At 64.1% G+C, this 20,121-nt stretch carries 23 protein-coding genes; 3 read left to right on the top strand and 20 right to left on the bottom strand.

Going from position 1 to position 20,121, the window contains the following annotated elements; genetic code table 11:
* The coding region (locus CA2_RS18375; protein WP_217997625.1) for a hypothetical protein at positions 1-198 on the bottom strand (198 nt) is incomplete at its 3' end.
* A 68-nt stretch (positions 199-266) separates the two neighbouring features.
* Between CA2_RS18375 and abc-f the strand changes: the two genes are divergently transcribed.
* The gene (gene abc-f / locus CA2_RS05370) at positions 267-2,162 is read left to right on the top strand and encodes a ribosomal protection-like ABC-F family protein (protein WP_042413807.1); all 1,896 of its coding nucleotides are present in this window, start codon (positions 267-269) and stop codon (positions 2,160-2,162) included.
* A 116-nt stretch (positions 2,163-2,278) separates the two neighbouring features.
* On the opposite strand, the gene CA2_RS05375 is transcribed toward abc-f, so the two are convergent.
* The 7 genes from CA2_RS05375 to CA2_RS05405 all read right to left on the bottom strand — a co-directional run bounded on the left by CA2_RS05375 (position 2,279) and on the right by CA2_RS05405 (position 8,760).
* Complete coding sequence (locus CA2_RS05375; protein ID WP_042413492.1) at positions 2,279-3,400, bottom strand: protein-glutamate methylesterase/protein-glutamine glutaminase; 1,122 nt, start codon at positions 3,398-3,400, stop codon at positions 2,279-2,281.
* Positions 3,401-3,416: 16 nt separating this feature from the next.
* Positions 3,417-4,115, bottom strand: a complete 699-nt coding sequence (cheD, locus tag CA2_RS05380) for a chemoreceptor glutamine deamidase CheD (RefSeq protein ID WP_042413495.1) — start codon at positions 4,113-4,115, stop codon at positions 3,417-3,419.
* Between the two features lie 50 nt (positions 4,116-4,165).
* Positions 4,166-5,029, bottom strand: coding sequence for a CheR family methyltransferase (locus tag CA2_RS05385; protein ID WP_042413498.1), 864 nt, complete (start codon positions 5,027-5,029; stop codon positions 4,166-4,168).
* Positions 5,030-5,133: 104 nt separating this feature from the next.
* On the bottom strand, positions 5,134-5,622 hold the full coding sequence (locus tag CA2_RS05390; protein ID WP_042413500.1) for a chemotaxis protein CheW: 489 nt from the start codon (positions 5,620-5,622) through the stop codon (positions 5,134-5,136).
* A 103-nt stretch (positions 5,623-5,725) separates the two neighbouring features.
* Entirely contained in the window at positions 5,726-7,855 is a 2,130-nt protein-coding gene (locus tag CA2_RS05395; protein ID WP_042413503.1) for a chemotaxis protein CheW, read from the bottom strand.
* Positions 7,856-7,897: 42 nt separating this feature from the next.
* Complete coding sequence (locus tag CA2_RS05400; protein WP_042413506.1) at positions 7,898-8,260, bottom strand: response regulator; 363 nt, start codon at positions 8,258-8,260, stop codon at positions 7,898-7,900.
* A 53-nt stretch (positions 8,261-8,313) separates the two neighbouring features.
* Positions 8,314-8,760: a hypothetical protein gene (locus CA2_RS05405; protein WP_042413509.1), complete on the bottom strand. Its 447-nt coding sequence runs from the start codon at positions 8,758-8,760 to the stop codon at positions 8,314-8,316.
* A gap of 103 nt (positions 8,761-8,863) precedes the next feature.
* Between CA2_RS05405 and CA2_RS05410 the strand changes: the two genes are divergently transcribed.
* The gene (locus CA2_RS05410; RefSeq protein WP_042413512.1) at positions 8,864-9,952 is read left to right on the top strand and encodes a hybrid sensor histidine kinase/response regulator; all 1,089 of its coding nucleotides are present in this window, start codon (positions 8,864-8,866) and stop codon (positions 9,950-9,952) included.
* A gap of 38 nt (positions 9,953-9,990) precedes the next feature.
* Positions 9,991-10,620, top strand: a complete 630-nt coding sequence (locus CA2_RS05415) for a response regulator (protein WP_042413517.1) — start codon at positions 9,991-9,993, stop codon at positions 10,618-10,620.
* Positions 10,621-10,713: 93 nt separating this feature from the next.
* On the opposite strand, the gene fliR is transcribed toward CA2_RS05415, so the two are convergent.
* The 12 genes from fliR to fliG all read right to left on the bottom strand — a co-directional run bounded on the left by fliR (position 10,714) and on the right by fliG (position 20,115).
* On the bottom strand, positions 10,714-11,484 hold the full coding sequence (gene fliR, locus CA2_RS05420; protein WP_042413521.1) for a flagellar biosynthetic protein FliR: 771 nt from the start codon (positions 11,482-11,484) through the stop codon (positions 10,714-10,716).
* 20 nt (positions 11,485-11,504) lie between these two features.
* A complete protein-coding gene (gene fliQ, locus CA2_RS05425) occupies positions 11,505-11,774 on the bottom strand; it encodes a flagellar biosynthesis protein FliQ (protein ID WP_042413524.1) in 270 nt (89 codons plus the stop codon).
* 18 nt (positions 11,775-11,792) lie between these two features.
* Positions 11,793-12,572 carry a flagellar type III secretion system pore protein FliP gene (gene fliP, locus CA2_RS05430; protein ID WP_042413810.1) on the bottom strand — a complete coding sequence of 260 codons (780 nt, stop codon included), beginning with the start codon at positions 12,570-12,572 and terminating at the stop codon, positions 11,793-11,795.
* 8 nt (positions 12,573-12,580) lie between these two features.
* Positions 12,581-12,940, bottom strand: coding sequence for a FliO/MopB family protein (locus tag CA2_RS05435; RefSeq protein WP_245620889.1), 360 nt, complete (start codon positions 12,938-12,940; stop codon positions 12,581-12,583).
* Positions 12,933-13,382: a flagellar motor switch protein FliN gene (gene fliN / locus CA2_RS05440; protein WP_042413529.1), complete on the bottom strand. Its 450-nt coding sequence runs from the start codon at positions 13,380-13,382 to the stop codon at positions 12,933-12,935. The genes CA2_RS05435 and fliN overlap by 8 nt, the downstream gene beginning before the upstream one ends.
* Entirely contained in the window at positions 13,372-14,376 is a 1,005-nt protein-coding gene (fliM, locus tag CA2_RS05445; protein ID WP_042413532.1) for a flagellar motor switch protein FliM, read from the bottom strand. The genes fliN and fliM overlap by 11 nt, the downstream gene beginning before the upstream one ends.
* 17 nt (positions 14,377-14,393) lie before the next feature.
* Positions 14,394-14,951 (bottom strand): flagellar basal body-associated FliL family protein, encoded by a 558-nt coding sequence (locus tag CA2_RS05450; RefSeq protein WP_042413535.1) that lies wholly within the window; start codon positions 14,949-14,951, stop codon positions 14,394-14,396.
* A 189-nt stretch (positions 14,952-15,140) separates the two neighbouring features.
* On the bottom strand, positions 15,141-16,376 hold the full coding sequence (locus CA2_RS05455) for a flagellar hook-length control protein FliK (protein ID WP_042413538.1): 1,236 nt from the start codon (positions 16,374-16,376) through the stop codon (positions 15,141-15,143).
* Positions 16,377-16,378: 2 nt separating this feature from the next.
* Complete coding sequence (gene fliJ, locus CA2_RS05460) at positions 16,379-16,843, bottom strand: flagellar export protein FliJ (RefSeq protein WP_042413541.1); 465 nt, start codon at positions 16,841-16,843, stop codon at positions 16,379-16,381.
* 21 nt (positions 16,844-16,864) lie between these two features.
* Positions 16,865-18,232 carry a flagellar protein export ATPase FliI gene (gene fliI / locus CA2_RS05465; protein WP_197504879.1) on the bottom strand — a complete coding sequence of 456 codons (1,368 nt, stop codon included), beginning with the start codon at positions 18,230-18,232 and terminating at the stop codon, positions 16,865-16,867.
* Positions 18,233-18,272: 40 nt separating this feature from the next.
* Complete coding sequence (locus CA2_RS05470; protein ID WP_042413547.1) at positions 18,273-19,088, bottom strand: FliH/SctL family protein; 816 nt, start codon at positions 19,086-19,088, stop codon at positions 18,273-18,275.
* Between the two features lie 31 nt (positions 19,089-19,119).
* Positions 19,120-20,115 carry a flagellar motor switch protein FliG gene (fliG, locus tag CA2_RS05475; RefSeq protein WP_042413549.1) on the bottom strand — a complete coding sequence of 332 codons (996 nt, stop codon included), beginning with the start codon at positions 20,113-20,115 and terminating at the stop codon, positions 19,120-19,122.
* Positions 20,116-20,121 lie beyond the last annotated feature (6 nt).

Below are 20,121 nucleotides of genomic sequence, written 5' to 3' on the forward strand. Positions count from 1 at the left end.
ATCATGCATTTCTGAAATTTTTTCAGAAATTCCGTCAGCAGCACTTGCTGGCGAAGACTTGCATTGTACATCGATTTGAGCTGTCTGCGCAAACCGCTGCAAAATTTTTTTCAGAACTTGGCGGCAAACCACCACCCTTGAAGCAAGGAGGCGAACTATAGCACTGCTTGGCCCTGGTTTTGGAAAAGATTTTTTCAACCCTGACCATCCAGATGGTCAGGGTTGCGGCAGCGCTGGGCGCTGCCGCCTTGGATAATGCGCACACCATGGCATTGATTACCTTATTGGACGCCCAGCTTGCGTTTGGGCACGTGGCCTTGCTGGATCACGCCAGCCTAGCGCTGGAAACGAACGAGCGCATCGGGCTGATTGGCCGCAACGGTGCGGGCAAGTCTTCCCTGTTGAAAATATTGGGCGGCCTGGCGCATGCCGACGATGGCACGCTGCAGGTGCAGAACGGCGTGCGCATTGCGTATGTGCCGCAGGAGCCCGACCTGAATCCCGAGCACACGGTGTTCCAGTCCGCCGCAGAAGAGCTGGCGGCGATTGCGCAGTTGCGCGACCAGTATCTGTCGGGGGCCGACGGTGTGGACCTGGATGCGCTGCAGTCCCAGATTGAGGCGCAGGATGCCTGGAACTGGGAACAACGCGTGGAGGAGACCTTGCAGCGCCTGCACCTGGATGGCCAGGCGCTGGTCGGCAGCCTGTCGGGCGGCACCCGCAAGCGCGTGGCACTGGCCCAGGCGCTGGTGCTGAAGCCGGACGTGCTGCTGCTGGACGAGCCGACCAACCACCTGGATCTGGATTCGATCGAGTGGCTGGAGGATTTGCTGATCGACTTCAAGGGCAGCGTGGTCACCATCACCCACGACCGGGCGTTCCTGGACCGGATTGCCACCCGCATTGTGGAGCTGGACCGCGGTCACCTGCAGTCCTACCCCGGCAACTTTGCCCAGTACCTGCTGCAAAAGGAAGAACAGCTGCAGCAGGAAGCGGTGATCAACGCCAAGGCCGACAAGCTGCTGGCCCAGGAAGAGGTGTGGATCCGCAAGGGGGTGGAAGCCCGGCGCACCCGCAGCCAGAGCCGCATCGAACGCCTGAAGGGGCTGCGTGCCAACCGCGAGGCCCGGCGCGAGGCGCTGGGCAGCGTGAAGATGGACATTGCCAGCGGCAAGGACAGCAGCTACCAGGGCAAGATCGTGGCGGAGCTGGAAGGTGTGTCCAAGTCCTTTGGCGCCAGGACGATTGTCAAGAACTTCACCGGCACGGTGCTGCGTGGCGACAAGGTGGGGCTGATCGGCCCGAACGGCGCCGGCAAGACCACCTTGCTGAAGATGATCCTGGGTGAGCTGGAGGCCGACAGCGGCACCATCCGCCGCGGGGCCAACCTGCAGGTCGCCTACTTCGACCAGATGCGCCACCAGATCGATCTGGATGCCACGTTGGAGGACTTCATCAGCCCAGGCAGCGAATGGATCGAAATCGGCGGCAACAAGAAGCATGTGAAAAGTTATTTGCAGGATTTCCTGTTCTCGCCCGCGCGGGCGCACTCCCCCGTGCGATCGCTGTCCGGTGGCGAGCGCAACCGCTTGCTGCTGGCCCGCCTGTTTGCGCGGCCTGCGAATGTGCTGGTGCTGGACGAGCCGACCAACGACCTGGACATCGACACACTGGAATTGCTGGAAGAACTTTTGCAGCAGTACGACGGCACGGTGTTCCTGGTCAGCCATGACCGGACCTTCCTGGACAACGTGGTCACCAGCACCATCGCCGCCGAAGGTGACGGTCTGTGGCGCGAGTACGAAGGGGGCGTACAGGACTGGCTGCTGCAATCCAAGCGCAGCCGCGAGCTGGCCGAGCAAGCAGCCAAGCAGAGCGCCACCAAGGCGCCAGCCCCCGCCAAGGAGGACGCTGCCAAGGACAAGGCGGTACTGTCGGGCGCCAAGCGCAAGCTGAGCTACAAGGAGCAGCGCGAGCTGGAGCAGCTGCCCGACCTGATTGCATCGCTGGAAGACGAGCAGGCCCGCATCCGGCAGGAGCTGGACGACCCCAGCATCTATGCCAACGACAACGTCCGCGCCATGCAGTTGCATGCCCGCGATGGCGAGATTGAGGAAGCGCTGATGCAGGCGCTGGAACGCTGGGAATTGCTGTCCAGCTGATTGCTCCCTTCAAAAAAGGAGCTGTCTGCGCAAAAAAACAAAGGACTTCAGATAGAAAACCATCTGAAGTCCTTGTCGGAAAGGCGCTGGCAGCTCCTTTTTTTTTATGGAAGTCCTTAAATGCGGTGGCGCACGTCCGGCGAGGCACGCAGCTTGCCCAGCAGCGCGTGGGCGATCTGCGTCAGCGGCAGCACCTCATCGGCCGCTCCATGGGCGATGGCTTCGCGCGGCATGCCGAAGACGATGCAGCTGGCCTCGTCCTGCACGTAGTTGTAGCTGCCCGCGTCCTTCATCTCGCGCATGGCCACGGCGCCATCGGCGCCCATGCCGGTCAGCATGACGCCAAAGGCATTGCGCCCGGCAAACTGCGCCACGGACTTGAACAGCACCTCCACCGAGGGCTTGTGGCGGTTGACCGGCGGGGCCTGCTCATCCACCACGGCCACGTAGTTGGCGCCGCTGCGGCTGATGGCGAACTGCTTGCCACCGGGGGCGATGTAGGCGTGGCCGGGCAGGATGCACTCGCCGTGCGTGGCTTCCTTCACCGTGATCTGGCACAGGCTGTTCAGGCGCGCGGCAAAGCTGGTGGTGAAGCCGGGGGGCATGTGCTGCGTGATGACGATGGCCGGCGCATCGGCCGGCATCTGGGTCAGCACTTCCTTGATGGCCTCGGTGCCGCCGGTGGACGCCCCGATGGCGATCAGCTTTTCCGTGGACACCCGGCCCAGCAAGGTGGCACTGCTGACCGGCGGCTTGGCCGCGGCCGGCGCCCCTGCGGCATCGGTGCCGGCCGGTGCGGCCGCCGCCGCGGCCGGCTTGACCATGCGGTGCACGTGGGCCGTGGCGGCAATGCGGATCTTCTCGACGATCTCGTTGGACAACTGGGTCAGGCCGTTGGCCACGCCCACGCGCGGCTTGGAGACAAAGTCGACCGCGCCCAGCTCCAGCGCACGCATGGTGACTTCGGCGCCGCGCTCGGTCAGCGTGGAGATCATCAGCACTGGCATGGGGCGCAGGCGCATGATGCGGCCCAGGAAGTCGATGCCGTCCATCTTGGGCATTTCGATGTCCAGGGTGATCACATCGGGGTTCTTTTCACGGATCATCTCGCGCGCCACCAGGGGGTCGTTGGCCGTTCCGATGCACTCCATGTCGTGCTGACGATTGATGATTTCGGCCAGCAGACTGCGCACCAGCGCCGAGTCGTCGACCACAATCACCCGAATCTTCCGGTTCATTCTTCTTCAACCTCTCTCAAAACAGGTCCACGCTACCACCGGCATTGGTCTTGGCCAGCTGCGCCGCGCTGCCGCGTGCACGCTCTTGCTCCACCAGGGCTTCGGGGTGGGCATGGGCCAGTCGCTTGACCATGGCTTTGCCGGTCATGGGGAAATAGACCACTTTGCGCGGATAAATGTCCAGCACATCTTCCGACACGATGGGAATGCGCTCGGTATGCAGGTATTGGGTCACGAAATCGGTGTTGCGTTCCCCGACATTCATGGTGGTGAAGTTGGCCATCACCTGGCCGCCCCCAAAAATCTTGGCCTGCATGCTCTCACGCCGGGCACCCAGCTTGATCATTTCATTGATCAGCACTTCCATCGCGTACGAGCCATAACGGCCACTGACATCGTTGCTGTCGCCCTCGGGCAGCATGAAATGGTTCATGCCACCGATGTTCAGGTTGCGGTCCCACAGGCAGGCCGCAATGCAGGCCCCCAGCACCGTGCAGATCACCATGTTCTCGCCGGTCACGAAATACTCGCCGGGCAACACCTTGACCGCGTTGTATTGGAAATGGTGATCGTAATAAAAAAACGAGGCCTCCCCCGGCTTGCGCGGGCGCTGGCGCAAACGCTCCAGTGCCGCCTGCGGCGCCGTGGCCGGTACCCCCGCACTGCGTGTGGCAACCGGGGCTGCGTGGTTCCATCCATGCGGTGTTGTGTTCATAAGCGCACCCTCGTGATCATGGAACGGCAAAACATATGGCAGGCCTGCATTCAGATCCGCTCGTACACCGTCTTGCCACGCAGCACGAACAGGTCACGGGAATCGGTGAAGTTTTCCGCATGCCCCACAAACAGCATGCCACCGGGCTTCATCACGCGGTGGATGCGCTCCAGCACCTTGCGCTGGGTGGGTGCATCGAAGTAGATCATGACATTGCGGCAGAACACGATGTCGAACGGCTCCTTGAAGGGCCAATCGTCGCGGATCAGATTGACCTGCAGGAAGTCGATCATGCGGCGCAGCTCGGGCTTGACGCGCACCATGCCGGCATTGCTGGCCTTGCCGCGCATGAAAAAGCGCTGCAGGCGCTCCTGGCTCAGGTTCTTGACGTTCTCCATCCGGTAGATGCCGTTGGAGGCCGTGGCCAGCACCTTGGAGTCGATGTCGCTGGCCGTGAGCTTGAAGTTGGCGTTCGCGCCCAGCGTTTCCTGGGCCGTGAGCACGATCGAGTACGGCTCCTCGCCGGTCGAGGCGGCATTGCACCAGACGCGCCAGGGCGTGCCGGCCGGCTTGCTCTTGAGGTGCTGCGCCAGGATGTCGAAGTGGTGCTGCTCACGGAAGAAAGCCGTCAGATTGGTGGTCAGCGCATTCACGAACTCCTGCCACTCGCGCGCATCGCCCTGCTTTTCCAGCCACGACAGGTAGTCGTCAAAGCTTTCATGGCCGGTTTCCCGCAGGCGCCGCGACAGGCGGCTGTAGACCATGGCGTGCTTGCCATCGTGCAGGCTGATGCCGGCATGCTTGTAGATCAGCGCTTGCACCCGGCTGAAATCCGCCGAAGTCCATGCGAACTCCCGCCCTTGGGCGGCTGGGCCGGAGCCCGAAACAGAAGCGGAGGAGGAATCTTGACGCATGAGAAAAGAGAGAGAAGCCCAGGCTCACACCATGGCCACAGTGCCACCAAAAATGAACAGCCCACCAGAGAGGCGGGCTGGACAGGCGAATCTGCGCACGCGGCTTACTCCGCGGGCGCCACCAACCCCATGTCGACGTTGGACATCAGTTTCTCGATGTCCAGCAGGATCAGCATGCGCTCGCCCACCGAGCCCAGGCCCAGGATGCAGCCGTTGTCGATGGCGCTTTCGATGTCCGGTGCGGGACGGATGGCTTCCGGCGCCAGCTCCATCACGTCACTGACAGAGTCCACCACGATGCCGACCACGCGGTTGCGCAGGTTCAGGATGATGACCACGGTGAAGCTGTTGTACTCGACCTCGGAGCAATTGAACTTCAGGCGCATGTCCACGATGGGCACGATGGTGCCGCGCAGGTTCACGACGCCCTTGATGAACTCCGGAGCGTTCGCAATGCGCGTGGGCTGCTCGTAGCCACGGATTTCCTGCACCTTCAGGATGTCGATGCCGTACTCTTCCGCCCCCAGGCGGAAGGTCAGGTATTCGCGGGCACCGGATGCCTTGCTTTCCGCGTTCTTTCCCATGATGTTCATTGCTTTCTCCTCAAGCGGTGGGCGTCAGCATGACGCCCCTGCGCAAAAAATTGGTTGCTCGGACCGGCGCAGGCTCCATGCACGCGCCGGCCATGCCTTCACTTCAACGGGTACGGCGCACCAGACTGCTGGTGTCCAAAATCAGGGCCACCGTGCCATCGCCCAGGATGGTGGCGCCCGACACATTCGGCACCTTGCGGTAGTTGCTCTCCAGGTTCTTCACCACCACCTGGTGCTGGCCCAGCAGCTCATCCACCAGCAGCGCCACGCGCGAACCGTCGGACTCGACCACCACCATGATGTCGCTGCGCTTGCTCTCCGGTGTGCGCGGCACGCCGAACACCCGCTCCAGCTCGATCACCGGCATGTACTCGTCGCGCACCTTCACCAGCTGCGAGCCCTGGGCCACGGTGCTGACGTCGGCTGCGTTCACCTGGAACGACTCGACCACCGAGGACAGCGGCAGGATGTAGACCTCTTCGCCCACCCCCACGGACATGCCGTCCATGATGGCCAGGGTCAGTGGCAAGCGGATGGACACCCGCATGCCCACGCCCTGCACGGAGTCGATTTCCACTGAGCCGTTGAGCGCGGCGATGTTCTTGCGCACCACGTCCATGCCCACGCCACGGCCCGACACGTCGGTCACCACGTCGGCGGTGGAGAAGCCGGGCGCGAAGATCAGCATCCACACCTCGTTGTCCGACATGCTGTCCGAGACGTCCATGCCACGCTCGCGGGCCTTCTTGAGGATCTTCTCGCGGCTCATGCCCTTGCCGTCGTCACGCACCTCGATGACGATGGAGCCGCCCTGGTGCGACGCTGCCAGGGTCAGGGTCCCCACTTCGGACTTGCCGGCGGCAATCCGGTCTTCCGGCATTTCGATGCCGTGGTCCAGACTGTTGCGCACCAAGTGGGTCAAGGGGTCGGTGATCTTTTCCACCAGGCCCTTGTCCAGCTCGGTCGCCTCGCCCTGGGTGACCAGGTTGATCTTCTTGCCCAGCTTGTTGGCCAGATCGCGCAGCATGCGCGGGAAGCGGCTGAACACGGTGGACATCGGGATCATGCGGATCGACATCACCGCTTCCTGCAGGTCCCGGGTGTTGCGGTCCAGATCGGCCAGTCCTGCCAGCAACTGCTGGTTGGCCGACGGATCCAGCGCGCGGCTGTTCTGCGCCAGCATCGCCTGGATGATCACCAGCTCACCGGCCAGGTTGATCAGCTGGTCCACCTTCTTCACTTCCACGCGGATGCTGGTGGACTCCATCTGCGCCATGTTCGGGCGCGTGGTGGTCTTGGCCGCTGCGGCCACCGGCTTGAGGGCGGGCGCACCGGGCGCGCCTTCAAAGATGCCGTAGGCCTCGGTGTCCGGCAAGGCAGCGGGCTGGTGCACCACCGCCACAGTCTCTGCCACGTCTGTAGTTTCAACTGCGGCGGCGGCGGAGGCAGCCACCAGCGCGGATGCGCCCTGTTCGGTGATCTGCACCTGTTCCTTGGCCACATGGAAGGCCATCAGGTCCAGCAGGTCGTCATCGGTGGAATGGGTCTGCACCGCGAACAGCCGTGTCTGGGCTTCGTCGCAAGGCAGGTCCTCGATGCTGCCCAGGCCGGGGATGTCGCGGAACAGCTCCTTGATGGATTCGACGGACTCCAGCACCTCGACCGGGCCGATCTTGATGCGCAGGTGGCGCACGCCGCCCGGCACGGCAGCCGCCACTGGGGCGGGTGCTGCGACGGGGGCCGGAGCGGGTGCAGGGGCCGGCGCCACGGGTGCGACCACCGGGGCAGGCGCCGCCACCACGGCCGCGGCGCCATCGCCGGCAGCCAGCCGCGTGATGCGCTGCACCAGATCGGCGGTGGACATGGCCTCGCCCTCGCCGCCCGCCTGGTGGCGCGCCAGCAGGCTGCGCGAGGCATCCGCCGATTCCAGCAGCACATCCACCATTTCCGGCACCGGGGTGATTTCATGGCGGCGCAAACGGTCCAGCAGCGACTCCATCTTGTGCGTCAGCTCGGCCACGTCGGTGAAACCGAAGGTCGCCGATCCCCCCTTGATCGAGTGGGCACAACGGAAAATGCCGTTGAGCTCTTCGTCATTGGCTGCATCCAAGTCCAGATTCAGCAGCATCTGCTCCATCTGGTCGAGGTTCTCCCCCGCCTCTTCGAAGAAGATTTGGTAGAACTGGGTCAGATCGAAATCCGTCTCTGATCCGCCGTTGTGTGTATCCGCCATTTGGGTTCCTATCTTTTTCTCAGCTTCCGCACGAACTCGTCTTTAGCGAATCACCTTCTGTATCACTTCGATCAAGCGGTTGGGGTCGAATGGCTTGACCAGCCAGCCGGTCGCACCGGCGGCCTTGCCTGCTTGCTTCATCTGGTCGCTGGACTCCGTGGTCAGGATCAGGATGGGCGTGTTCTTGAACCGTGGATGCTCGCGCAGGCGCTTGGTCAGGCCGATGCCGTCCAGGCGCGGCATGTTCTGGTCCGCCAGGATCAGGTCCACATGCTGCGCTTCCGCCTTCTCCAGGGCGTCCATGCCGTCCACCGCCTCCACCACCTTGTAGCCAGCCCCTGTCAATGTGAAGGAGACCATTTTTCGCATGGATGGTGAATCATCAACGGCTAGGATCGAGTGCATGTAAGGCTCCAACGGAGTTTTAAGATGTGAATGGATCAGACTTGGGGGATGGGTCAAAACAGCTCTATTGAACCAGCATCCATCTCGCTTTGGGTCACAGGATTGGGCCGCTCAGGTTGCATCGCCATCACGGGGGCCTCCAACTCCTCATCCTCGCGCCCCATGGTCTCGGCAGCAATGCGGAAAGCGCAGCCCTGCAGCACCTGGGTGGTGTGCACGATCAGCTGGGACGCCATATCGTGAAACTGCAGCTCGGTGACGGCATTGCGCAGCGCCGCGCGCGCGGCCACCACAGTGGGGGAGTCGTCTGCCGCATTGTCCGACAGCAGGACGTTGGCCTCGCCAAATCGCGCAAGCAAATTGGACGTGGCATGATTGAGCAACCCTTCCAGGCGATGCAGGTCACGCATGACGACCAGCAGCGAATCCTGTAATTCGGCAGCAACCATGACAGGCACCTGCACAGCAGGTTCTGCAGACGGTGTTTGCGGTGGTTGCATCGTTTCTCCAAGATGGGTGAACCTCTAGCATGCTGGCCCAACATGCGTTTGCCTGTGGCACGAAGGATTCAACCCCCCGAAAGTTTGTTCCAAGATGTATCCAATGATAGCGCCCATCGGGGAACCTGATCCAACGGATAAGCCCCTGCTTTTCCTCCACCTCGAGGATTCAGCAGCGGATCAGCGGTTGGCACAGATCACCTTGCAACGCGCAGGATTGGCCTGCCATATGGTGTGTGTCGACACATTGGCGGATTTCTTGACCCAGTTGCAAGCACAAACTTACGATTTGGTGCTGGCCGACTATTACCTGCCCGGCTTCACGGCCATGGATGCCTGGGCCGCCGCGCGCCATCTGCCGCAGTGCCCGCCGTTTGTCCTGCTGTCCGGCGCGATCGGCGAAACCGCTGCTGTCGAAGCGATACGCCAGGGGATTGCCGACTACCTGCTCAAGGACAACATGGCGCGCCTGCCGCACGTGCTGTCGCGCGCCCTGGAGGTGCACGAGGCGCGCCGCGCCAAGGCACAGGCGCGGCGGGAGCTGGAACGTTCCGAGCGCCAGCTGGCCGAACTGACCGAGCACCTGCAGCAATCGATCGAGCAGGAGCGCGCGGCCATCGCCCGGGAGATCCATGACGACATCGGTGGTTCTTTGACTTCCGTCAAATTTGACCTGGCCTGGATTGACCGAAATGCGACAGAGCCCCAGGTGCGCAACCACGCCCAGGCGGCGCTGGAGATGCTGCAGCACGCCCTGGGCGCCAGCCAGCGCATCATGATGAACCTGCGCCCCCCGGTGCTGGACCAGGGGCTGGTGGCCGCCGTGCAATGGCTGGCCGAGAACTTCGAGCGCCGCACCGGCGTGCCCACGCGCGTGGATGCGCCGGCGTCCATCGAGGTGACACCGGAGATCCAGGTCGTGGCCTACCGCACCGCGCAAGAGGCACTGACCAACGTCGGCAAATACGCCCAGGCCAGCGCCGTGCACCTGGAGCTGTCGAATGCCGAGGGGTTTCTGACCCTGGAAGTGCGCGACAACGGCTGCGGGATGGCGGCCGGGCAGCGCGACAAACCCAAGGCCTTTGGCCTGCGCGGACTGGCCGAGCGCGCGCGCACGGTGGGCGGGTGGCTGGATGTGAGCAGCCAGGTCGGCCGTGGCACCAGCATCATCGTCTCCATCCCGCTCCCGTAAGATGGGCCCACTTTCATGACAACCGCAGAGGGACAACAGTGATTCAGGTGGTGATTTGCGACGATCACGCGGTCTTGCGCCGCGGCATCCGCGACACGCTGGCCGAAGCCACGGACATTCGGGTCATCGGCGAAGCCGCCGGCTACACCGAGTTGCGCGACACCTTGCGCCAGGCGGCCTGCCAGGTGTTACTGCTGGACATCAACATGCCGGGGCGCAACGGGCTGGAAGTGCTGGCCAGCGTGCGCGAGAGCTACCCCGAGATCAAGGTGTTGATGGTGTCCATGTACCCGGAGGACCAGTATGCGCTGCGCTGCCTGAAGGCTGGCGCCCACGGCTATGCCAACAAGGCCGGCGATCCGCTGGAGCTGGTGCGCGCCGTGCGCACCGTGCACCAGGGGCGCAAGTACCTGACCCCGGAGGTGGCGCAGATGCTGGCGGACAGCCTGGCCCAGCCCACGCCCGAGGTGCCGCACGAGGCCCTGTCCGAGCGCGAGATGCAGACCCTGCAGAAGATTGCCAGCGGCAAGCGGCTGACGGACATTGCCGAGGAGCTGATGCTCAGCCCCAAGACGGTCAGCGTCTACCGCGCCCGGGTGCTGGAAAAGCTGCAGCTGAGCAACAACGCCGAGCTGACGGTCTATGCCATCCGCAACAGCCTTGTATAAAAATATAGCTTGAAGCGCTCAAATTTAAAGGACTTCAGATAGTAAATACCTTGAATCCCTTTAAATTCGAACGCTAACCGCTCTTCTTTTTAACTAAAGAAAACCGCCCCCGAACACCGACAGGGCGCGCTCGATGAGCAGCAGGAAGGGCTGCTCCATCATCGGCAAGGTGGCCGTGATGCCCAGCATGCCCACGGTCAGGGTGATCGGGAAGCCGATGGCAAACACGTTCATCTGCGGGGCGATGCGCGCGATCACGCCCATGGTCAGGTTGACGAACAGCAGCAGCGCCATCATCGGCAGGGCGATCCACAGCGCGCTTTCGAACACGGCGCTGCCCAGCTCATGCAGGCGCATCTGCGCCACGGCCTGCAAGAACGAGCCGTCGACGGGGAACACGTCGAAGCTCTTGATCACCGCCACCAGCACGAACAGGTGGCCGTTCACCACGATGAAGAACAGGGTGAAGATCTGCACCAGAAAGCGCGAGACCGCGCTGAGCTGTGCATTGCTGGCCGGGTCGAAGAAGGAGGCAAAGCTCAGGCCCATCTGCAGGCCGATGGCCTCGCCGGCCACTTCCATGGCGGCGATCACCAGGCGCGCGGCCAGGCCGATGGCCAGGCCAATGCCCACCTGCTGGATCACGCAGGTCAGCGCCTGGGGCGAATTGACCGCCACCATGGGCTGATCGAGCACCGCCTGGGCGCACACGGCCACCAGGAAAGCCAGGCCCACCTTGACGCGCACCGGGATGGCCTTCTGCGAAAACACGGGCGCGGCCGTGAACATGGCCAGCGTGCGCAGAAACGGCCAGATGACGGGCGACAGCCACGCCATCAGCTGCTCTTCAGAAATTCCAATCACCGCCGTGCCCCGGTCACGCCTCAGCCCAGCGCACTGGGAATGTTCTCGATGGTGCGGCGGATGAAGTCCACCACCGTGCTCAGCATCCACGGCCCGGCAATGGCAAACACCAGCACCGCCGCCACCAGCTTGGGGACGAAGGACAAGGTGTTTTCATTGATCTGCGTGACCGCCTGGAAAATGCTGACCACCAGGCCCACGGCCAGCACGGTCAGCAGCACGGGCAAGGACACCATCAGCAGCAGCGTGAGCGCCTCGCGCCCGAACGTCAGCACCATTTGGGGGGTCATGGCACAAGCCTTTCAGGTCTAAATGGCAAAGCTGGAAGCCAGCGAGCCGATCAGCAGGTTCCAGCCATCGGCCAGCACGAACAGCATGATCTTGAACGGCAGCGCCACCAGCACCGGCGACAGCATCATCATGCCCAGCGACATCAGGATGGACGACACCACCATGTCGATGATCAGAAACGGGATGAAGATCATGAAGCCGATCTGGAACGCGGTCTTGAGTTCACTGATCACAAACGCCGGCACCACCACTCGGAACGGCGCCTGTTCGATCTGGGTGCCAGGCTCCAGCTTGGCCAGCCGCGCAAACAGGGCGTAATCGGTCTGGCGGGTCTGGCGCACCATGAACTCCCGCATCGGGACTTCGGCCTTTTGCACCGCTTCCTCGAACTGCATCTTGTTGGTGCTGTACGGCAGGTAGGCCTCCTGGTAGACACGGTCCAGGGTCGGGCCCATGACAAACAGCGTCAGGAACAGCGACAGGCCGATGATCACCTGGTTGGGCGGCGCCGATTGCGTGCCCAGCGCCTGGCGCAGCAGGCTCAGCACGATCACGATGCGGGTGAAGCCCGTCATCATCAGCAGGATGGCCGGCAGGAAGGACAGTGCCGTGAAGAACAGCAGGGTCTGGATCGGCACAGAAAAGCTGTTGCCGCCACTGCCGCTGCCCACCAGGAGGGGCAGGCTGGGGGCCGCTGCTGACTGCGCCCATACGGTGGCCGGCATCCAGCAAAAAGCCGCCAAAGCGGCGGCCAAAGCACCCCAGGACGCCCGGGGAACGGGAAAGCTGAATCGCATGCGCTCTCTCATGGTTGCGGGGTTGGCTCGTCTTTGTGCAGCTGTGCCATGGTGACGGCAAAGTCCGGCGGCGCGGCCACCGGCTGGGCACCGGCCGGCTGACCGAGCACGTGCAGGCAATGGATGTTGTGGGCCGTCACGCCCAGGACCAGGCAGGTCTTCGTGCTGCCCTGCCCGACTTCCACCGTGACCACCCGCTGGTTGGGGCCCACCGCCACCGAAGCCAGCACCTGTGCGCTGACGCCCGAGGCGGCGTGCCGGCCCTGCTGGCGTTGTTGCCAGCGCTTGAGCAGCCAGGGCAAGGCCGCCAGGGCGCCGATCATCAACAGCAGCGCCAGCAGCGAGGAGGTCAGGCTGGCGTTATCCACGGCTGACGCGGCGCAGACGCTCGGACGGGGTGACCACGTCGGTCAGGCGGATACCGAACTTGTCGTTCACAACCACCACCTCGCCCTGGGCGATCAGGTAGCCGTTGACCAGCACGTCCATGGGTTCGCCAGCCAGTGCGTCCAGTTCCACCACCGAGCCCTGGGCCAGTTGCAGGATGTACTTGATCGGCACCTTGGTGCGGCCCAGCTCCACGGACAGCTGGACGGGGATGTCCAGCACCATGTTAATGTCGTTGACCGGCACTTCCGTGCCCGTGTGCCCGCCGTTGTAGGCCGGCGTGCCCGACAGCGGGCCGCCTTGCTCGGCGTCCAGCGCCGCGTGGGCATCGTCGGTCTGCTTTTGCTCTTCCAGGGCCTCGGCCCAATCCGAGAAGGGATCATCCCCCGGGACGCTGCCGTTGTTGTTCTGGTCAGTTGCCATTCTTCTCTCCGGTCCAGTTCGATTCCCCACTGCGCAAACATTGCTCAATGCGGATTGCATATTTGTTGTTGTGCGTCCCGTATTGGCACTCAAAGATCGGCACGCCGCCGATTGAGGCACGGATACGCGGCTGGCGATCCAGCTCGATGAAATCGCCCGGCTTCATGGCCAGCAGTTGCTCCACCGTGGCATCGGCCCGGGCCAACTCGGCCACCAGGGTCACGTCCGCCGACTGGATTTCGCGCGTCAGCACCTTGACCCAGCGGCGGTCCACTTCCATGGAGTCGCCCTGGGTGGACGAGTACAGGATGTCGCGGATGGGTTCCATGGTTGCATACGGCATGCAGATATGGATGGAACCCGAGACGTCGCCGATTTCCAGCTGGAAGGCGGTCGACACCACGATTTCGCTGGGGGTGGCGATGTTGGCAAACTGCGGCTGCATTTCCGAGCGCTGGTAGGCCAGCTCCAGCGGATAGATGCCATGCCAGGCCTTTTTGTACTCTTCGCTGATCACATCGACCAGGCGATTGATGACGCGCTGCTCGGTGGCCGAAAAGTCGCGGCCCTCGATGCGGGTCTGCAGGCGCCCGGCGCCGCCGTACAGCGTGTCGATGATGCCGAACACCAGCGAAGGCTCGCACACGATCAGGCCGTTGCCGCGCAGCGGCCGGATGGCCACAATGTTGAAATTGGTCGGCACCGCCAGGCGGCGCAGGAAGGCACTGTAGCGCTGCACGCTGACCGTGCCCACCGAGACTTCGGGGCTGCGGCGGATGAAGTTGAACAGGCCGATGCGGAAATTGCGGGCAAAGCGCTCGTTGACGATCTCCATGGTGGGCATGCGCCCACGCACGATGCGCTCCTGGCTGGAAATGTCGTAGTTGCGGACCGAGCCTTCATCCACCTCCTCGGAGTCGGATTTCTGGCGCTCGCCCGTTACCCCCTCCAGCAGGGCATCAACTTCTTCCTGCGAGAGAAAAGAATCACTCATGCCAAACTTCCTTGCGCTTACTGGATGATGAAGCTGGAGAACAGCACACGGCGCACCGGGCTGCTGCGGCGGGCGGCGGGCCGTGCCTCGTCCTCATCGCCCTGGGCCTGTGCGGCTTGGGGACGTGCCGCGTTCATCCCCAGTGGGCGGGTGACCTCGCGCAGAATGTCAGAGGCCAGCTTTTCCTTGCCTTCGCGTTGCAGCAGTTCATCCGCTGTCCGCTGGGACACCAGCATCAGGATGCCGTTGCGGATGCTGGGCATGTACTGCTTGACCGTGGTGGCGGTGGCCTCGTCCTGCAGCTCCAGCGTGATGCCGACCTGGGCAAAACGGTCACCACCGGGGTCGGCCAGGTTCACCACCATGTTCTCCAGGGGTAGGAACGTGGGCACCACGGTCGCGGCGCTCTTGGCGGGCGCCTCTTCACCATAGGGGTCGCTGTGCTGTGAGCGGTTCATGACAAAGAGTGCCACTGCTGCGACGGCCACGACAAGCAAGGCGACGATGGCGCCGATGATGATCAGTTTCTTGCTCTTGGCGGGTGCCGGAGCGGCGGCAGGATTGGTTGCGGCCACGTTGTGGTTCCTTGGTGGAGATAGTGAATTCGCTCACCCTTGCCAGGGACAGTCCCCGGGAACGGTGCACGCGCAATCTGCGCGCAACGGGTTAATTATTTTGGAGAAACCGGAAATTATAGCCAGAATAAAAGGCTCAAACAGCCGCCAAACAAATCGGCCACCCGCCGCAGCGGGCGTACGCCGCCCTCAGGCATAGACGTCCAGGCCCTGGCTGCGCGGGCGCTGCGCGCCGCTGCCCCCGGCGTCGGGCACTGCCACCTGGGCATGGCGTGCGGCCCCTTGCGGCGCCCACGCATTGCCGCGCTCCTGTGCGCCTGCGCCAGCCTGCTGCCCGTCCGCGGTCTGGGCCTGCACGGACACCCCCGCCAAGGCCACACCCTGCTGCTCCAGCATCTCGCGCAACTGCGCCAGGCTGTTGTCCAGCACCGCCCGGGTGTGCTGCTGGTCGGCCTGGAAAGTCACATGGGCTTCGTTGCCGCGCACGGAGACCTGCACCCGCACGTTCTGCCCATCATGGTCCAGGACCACCTCGGCGCGCTGTTGCTTGCCCTGCAGCCAAAAGCGCATGTCTTCCACCGGCACGTCGGCCTGGGCCTCCCACTGCGCATCCTGGGCCTGTTGGGTCTCGCGCACCGCGCTCTCGGTCAAACGGGTGCCGCTGCCCTGCGCCGCGGACATGCCCACCACCGCATCCTGCCCCGACTTGCTGCCCTCGGCACGCTCCGTAGCCTTGGGTTGCAGGCCTGCGCCCGCGACCGCCCACTGCTCCACCTGACCAATCACGCGTTGCAGCGTTGGCGAGGGGACGGCCTGCGGGTCTTCCAGTTTCCAGGCCCCCAGCAGATTAACGCGCCCTTCGGAGGCTGGCGTATCTGGCTGCACCAGATCGGCCACGGCCTGCAATCCGTCCTCGACCAGACCTGCGGCTTCCGTGGCCACCTTGACCACCGCAGCCGCCGCACTACCGTCCGCCACCCAGGGCAGGGCCGACTGCACGCCGGCCGCGACGGTCGCCACGGCCTGGCCTGCCGCCACATGCGGCTGGGCCCCCCAACCTGCAGGACTGGCACGGCCCGCCGCCTGCTGCGCCAGCACAAAGCTGCCGTTTTGCAGCGCCGCATCGGCACGGTCATCCAGCAGCGCCGTCTGGCCCACCAGGCTGCCCAGGTCCAAGCCGATGGACAAGCCGTCGCGCAGCACGGCGCTGTCGGCCTGCACGAGCTCGGCGCTCGGCAACTGCCAGGCCTCCAGCACGTCCTGCGCCGCCGCCCGGGCTTCGAGCGCGGCGGGAGGCTGCAGGCCTAGCAACAGCTGGGCAAACGCGGGCGCCCCTTCACGCCCGTCTTCCACCTTGCTCTTGTCCTGCTTGTCGCTGGCCGCGGCCTTCGCCTTGGCCGGCGTGTTCGCTGCTTGAATATCCATGCTCAGACCTCTTGAAACTGCAAGCCGAACGTGCGGCCGATGAACTGCAGAGCCGCACGCTCATCGGTCTGCTTTTGCTCGCGGCGCATCTGCGCCAGCGCGATATCGCGGCGGCGGGTCTCCACCACCTTGTTCAGGCTGCTCAGGCGCAGCTCCGTCGCCATCAAGGCCTTCTGCGCCGCTTCCAGGCGGATCGCCTGGTCTGCCATCACCTTGGTTTGCAGGTTGATGGCATGCTGCAGCCGGTCCATGAACTGGCCGTGGTGAAACATCACCTCGGGCTTCATCGCCGCCCCTTCGGTCGCCCCCCAACGCTGCTGCATTTCCAGGGCATAGTGCTCCAGCTGCTCCATCTGGGACCTGGCGGCATCGTGGGCATGCTGACGCTCACGCAAGGCCTGGCGCGCCTCGTCGCGCTTGCGCGTGGCCATTTCGATCGCGATCATCAGTGCATTGAGTGACGACATTCCCAGCATCCTCTAGTTATCTCAAGCCGGCTGTTGCAGGACAGCAGCCATTTGCGCCAGGCTCTCGTCCATGGAAGCAGACTCGAACATGGTCTGCTGCAGGAACGTGGCCATCGCCGGTTGCAGGCGAATGGCCTCGTCGACCTGGGGATCGGAGCCGTTGACATAAGCTCCTACTTGTATCAAATCCTTGCTTTTTTGATAGCGCGAATAGACGGCCCTAAAACGTCTAGCTAACTCGAAGTGCTCCCGGCTGACGACGTTGTGCATCACCCGCGAGGCCGACTGCTCAATATCGATGGCCGGGTAGTGCCCCTGCTCCGCCAAAGCACGCGACAGCACGTAGTGGCCATCCAGGATGGCGCGCGAAGCGTCCGCAATCGGGTCCTGCTGGTCATCCCCTTCGGACAACACGGTGTAGAAGGCCGTGATCGAACCCACGCCATTCAAGCCGTTGCCACTGCGCTCGACCAGGGCCGGCAGCTTGGCAAAGCAGGAAGGCGGATAGCCCTTGGTGGCGGGCGGCTCGCCAATCGCCAGCGCAATCTCCCGCTGGGCCTGGGCGTAGCGGGTCAGCGAATCCATGAGCAGCAGCACATGCTTGCCCTTGTCGCGGAAATGCTCGGCAATCGCCGTGGCGTAAGTGGCCCCCTGCATGCGCAGCAGCGGCGGCGCATCGGCCGGTGCCGCCACCACCACCGCGCGGCTGCGGTCTTGGGCACCCAGGATGTCCTCAACGAATTCTTTGACCTCGCGGCCGCGCTCACCAATCAGGCCCACGACGATCACGTCGGCCTGGGTGAAGCGCGCCATCATGCCCAGCAGCACCGACTTGCCCACGCCCGAGCCGGCAAAAAGGCCCAGGCGCTGTCCACGCCCCACGGTCAGCAGGCTGTTGATGGCCCGCACGCCCGTATCCAGGCTTTCGCGCACCGGGGCGCGCTCCATGGCATTGATGGGCTCGCGGTCCAACGGCTCGGACACGACGTTCACCAGCGCGCCGCCGTGGTCCAGCGCCACACCCTGCGAGTCGACCACGCGTCCCAGCAGGCCATCGCCCATGGGCAGGCGCAGCACGCCCGTTGCCAGGGACGGCGCCTCGGTATCCCCCAGGCGCAGGGGCGGCACAAACGGCTCGGCCGGCGTGACGGTCGCCCCGCACGACAAGCCCTGGATGTCGCCGGCCGGCATCAGGAACGCCCGATCGCCGGCAAAGCCCACGACCTCGGCCAGCACCGGCTCCTGACCGGGCATCTGCAGGTGGCATTGCGAGCCCACGGGCACGCGCAGACCACTGGCCTCGAGCACCAGGCCGGTCAGCCGCGTCAAGGTGCCGTGGCTGTGCAAGGGCAGCGGCTGGTTCACGCGCTCGCGCCCCACCCGCAGCATGTCCTGCAACTGCGCCACCGCGGCGCCGATGTGCGAATGGTCAATTGCCATGACCGGCTCCACCGTCGTACCAGGTCGACACCAGGCCCAGCGCCGCCACGGCACGCTGCCAGCGGCGCTCCAGGCTGCCATCGATCTGTGCACCCTGGCTTTCCACCAGGCAACCGCCCTTGGCCACGGTCGGGTCGGACAGCCATTCCACCTTGGGATTGGGCAAGGCGGCGCGCAGGTGGGCCTGCAGCTGCTGGAAATCCTCGGGATTCAGGCGCACCACGGCCGGTTTGGTGTCGGCCCCCAGCATGTCCAGGGCTTCGGCCACCACGGGCTGCAGGGCCTGGGGGTTGCAGCGCAATTCCTGGCGCACCACCTGGCGCGCGATGTCCACGGCCAGCTGCAGCAAGTCGGGTGCCATTTGCTGCTGCAGACCCTGCACCCCGGTCTGTGCCGCATGCAGCACCTCGTTCAGGCGCTGTGCCGTTTCACGGCCCAGGTTGTTCTGGTAGTCGGCCATGCGGGCCTGCCATTCCTGGGCCGCCTGCTGCTGGCCTTGCTCCAGGCCCTGGGCATAGGCCTCCTGGCGGGCCTGTTCCAGTTGCTGCTGCAGCTCTTCCTCGGAAATCCCAGGCACCGGCAGGGGCACATCGTCGAGCTCCAGCTCGGGCACGGGCGCGGCCTCCAGCTCCTCGGGCTGCGGCTCCGCCACGGGCTCTTCGGCCAAGGGCAGCAAGGCGGGGTCCGAGGTCATCTCGGGCATGGCCGCAAAGCCTTTGTTGAAGGTGCCATTGCGGACACCACCAAAGTGCCAGTGCCGCACCTGCTGCTCGTCAATCTCTTCGCTGGGAATAAAGCGTGTCATGTCAACCTACTGGAACTTCGAAGGACTGGCCTTAGACAAAGCTGTCTTCTGGGCCACCGCCCAGCGTGATCTGGTTCTCGTCCGCCAAGCGACGCACCACCTTGAGGATTTCCTTTTGCTGCGCCTCCACCTCGGACAAGCGCATGGGGCCGCGAGCTTCCAGGTCTTCGCGCAGGGCAGCGGCCGCACGCATGGACATGTTGGCCAGGATCTTGTCGCGCACTTCCATGGAGCCGCCCTTGAGCGAGATGATCAGCGTCTCGGACGCCACCTCGCGCAGCACCAGCTGCAGCGAGCGGTCGTCCAGCTTGACCAGGTCGTCGAACACGAACATCTTGTCCATGATCTTCTGCGCCAGGTCCGCGTCGTAGTTGCGGATGGTGTCCAGCACCGCCACATCGGCATTGCCACCCAGCAGGTTGATCATCTCGGCCGCCGCCTTGACACCACCCAGCGAGGTCTTGCGGATCTTGTCGCCACCGGCCAGCACCTTGTAGAGCACTTCGTTCAGGTCCTTCAGCGCCGAAGGCTGGATGCCTTCCAGCGTGGCCACGCGCAGCATCACTTCGCTGCGCATGCGCTCGGGCAGCTGCATCAGCACCGCGGCAGCCTGGTCGAACTCCAGGTGCACCAGGATGGCCGCCACGATCTGCGGGTGTTCGTTGCGCAGCAGTTCCGCCACCGAGATCGGGTCCATCCACTTCAGGCTTTCAATGCCCGAGACATCCCCGCCCTGCAAGATGCGGTCCAGCAGCAGCGCGGCCTTGTCATCGCCCAGCGCACGGCGCAGCACCGACTTGACGTAGTCGCTGGCGTCCTCGACCAGCAGGCTCTGGGCAGCACAGTCGTCGGTGAAGCGCGCGATCACGAAATCCACTTTTTCCTTGGACACCCCGCGCATGCGGGCAATCGTCTCACCCAGCTTCTGCACTTCCTTGGGCGACAGGTGCTTGAAAACCTCGGCCGCCTCTTCCTCGCCCAGGGACATCAGCAAAATGGCGGCGTCGTTCAGACCTCGATCATCCATAGCAAA

Origin of the sequence: Comamonas aquatica NBRC 14918 (genome assembly GCF_000739875.1) — a bacterium.
In the GTDB taxonomy this organism is placed as follows: Bacteria; Pseudomonadota; Gammaproteobacteria; order Burkholderiales; family Burkholderiaceae_C; genus Comamonas; species Comamonas aquatica.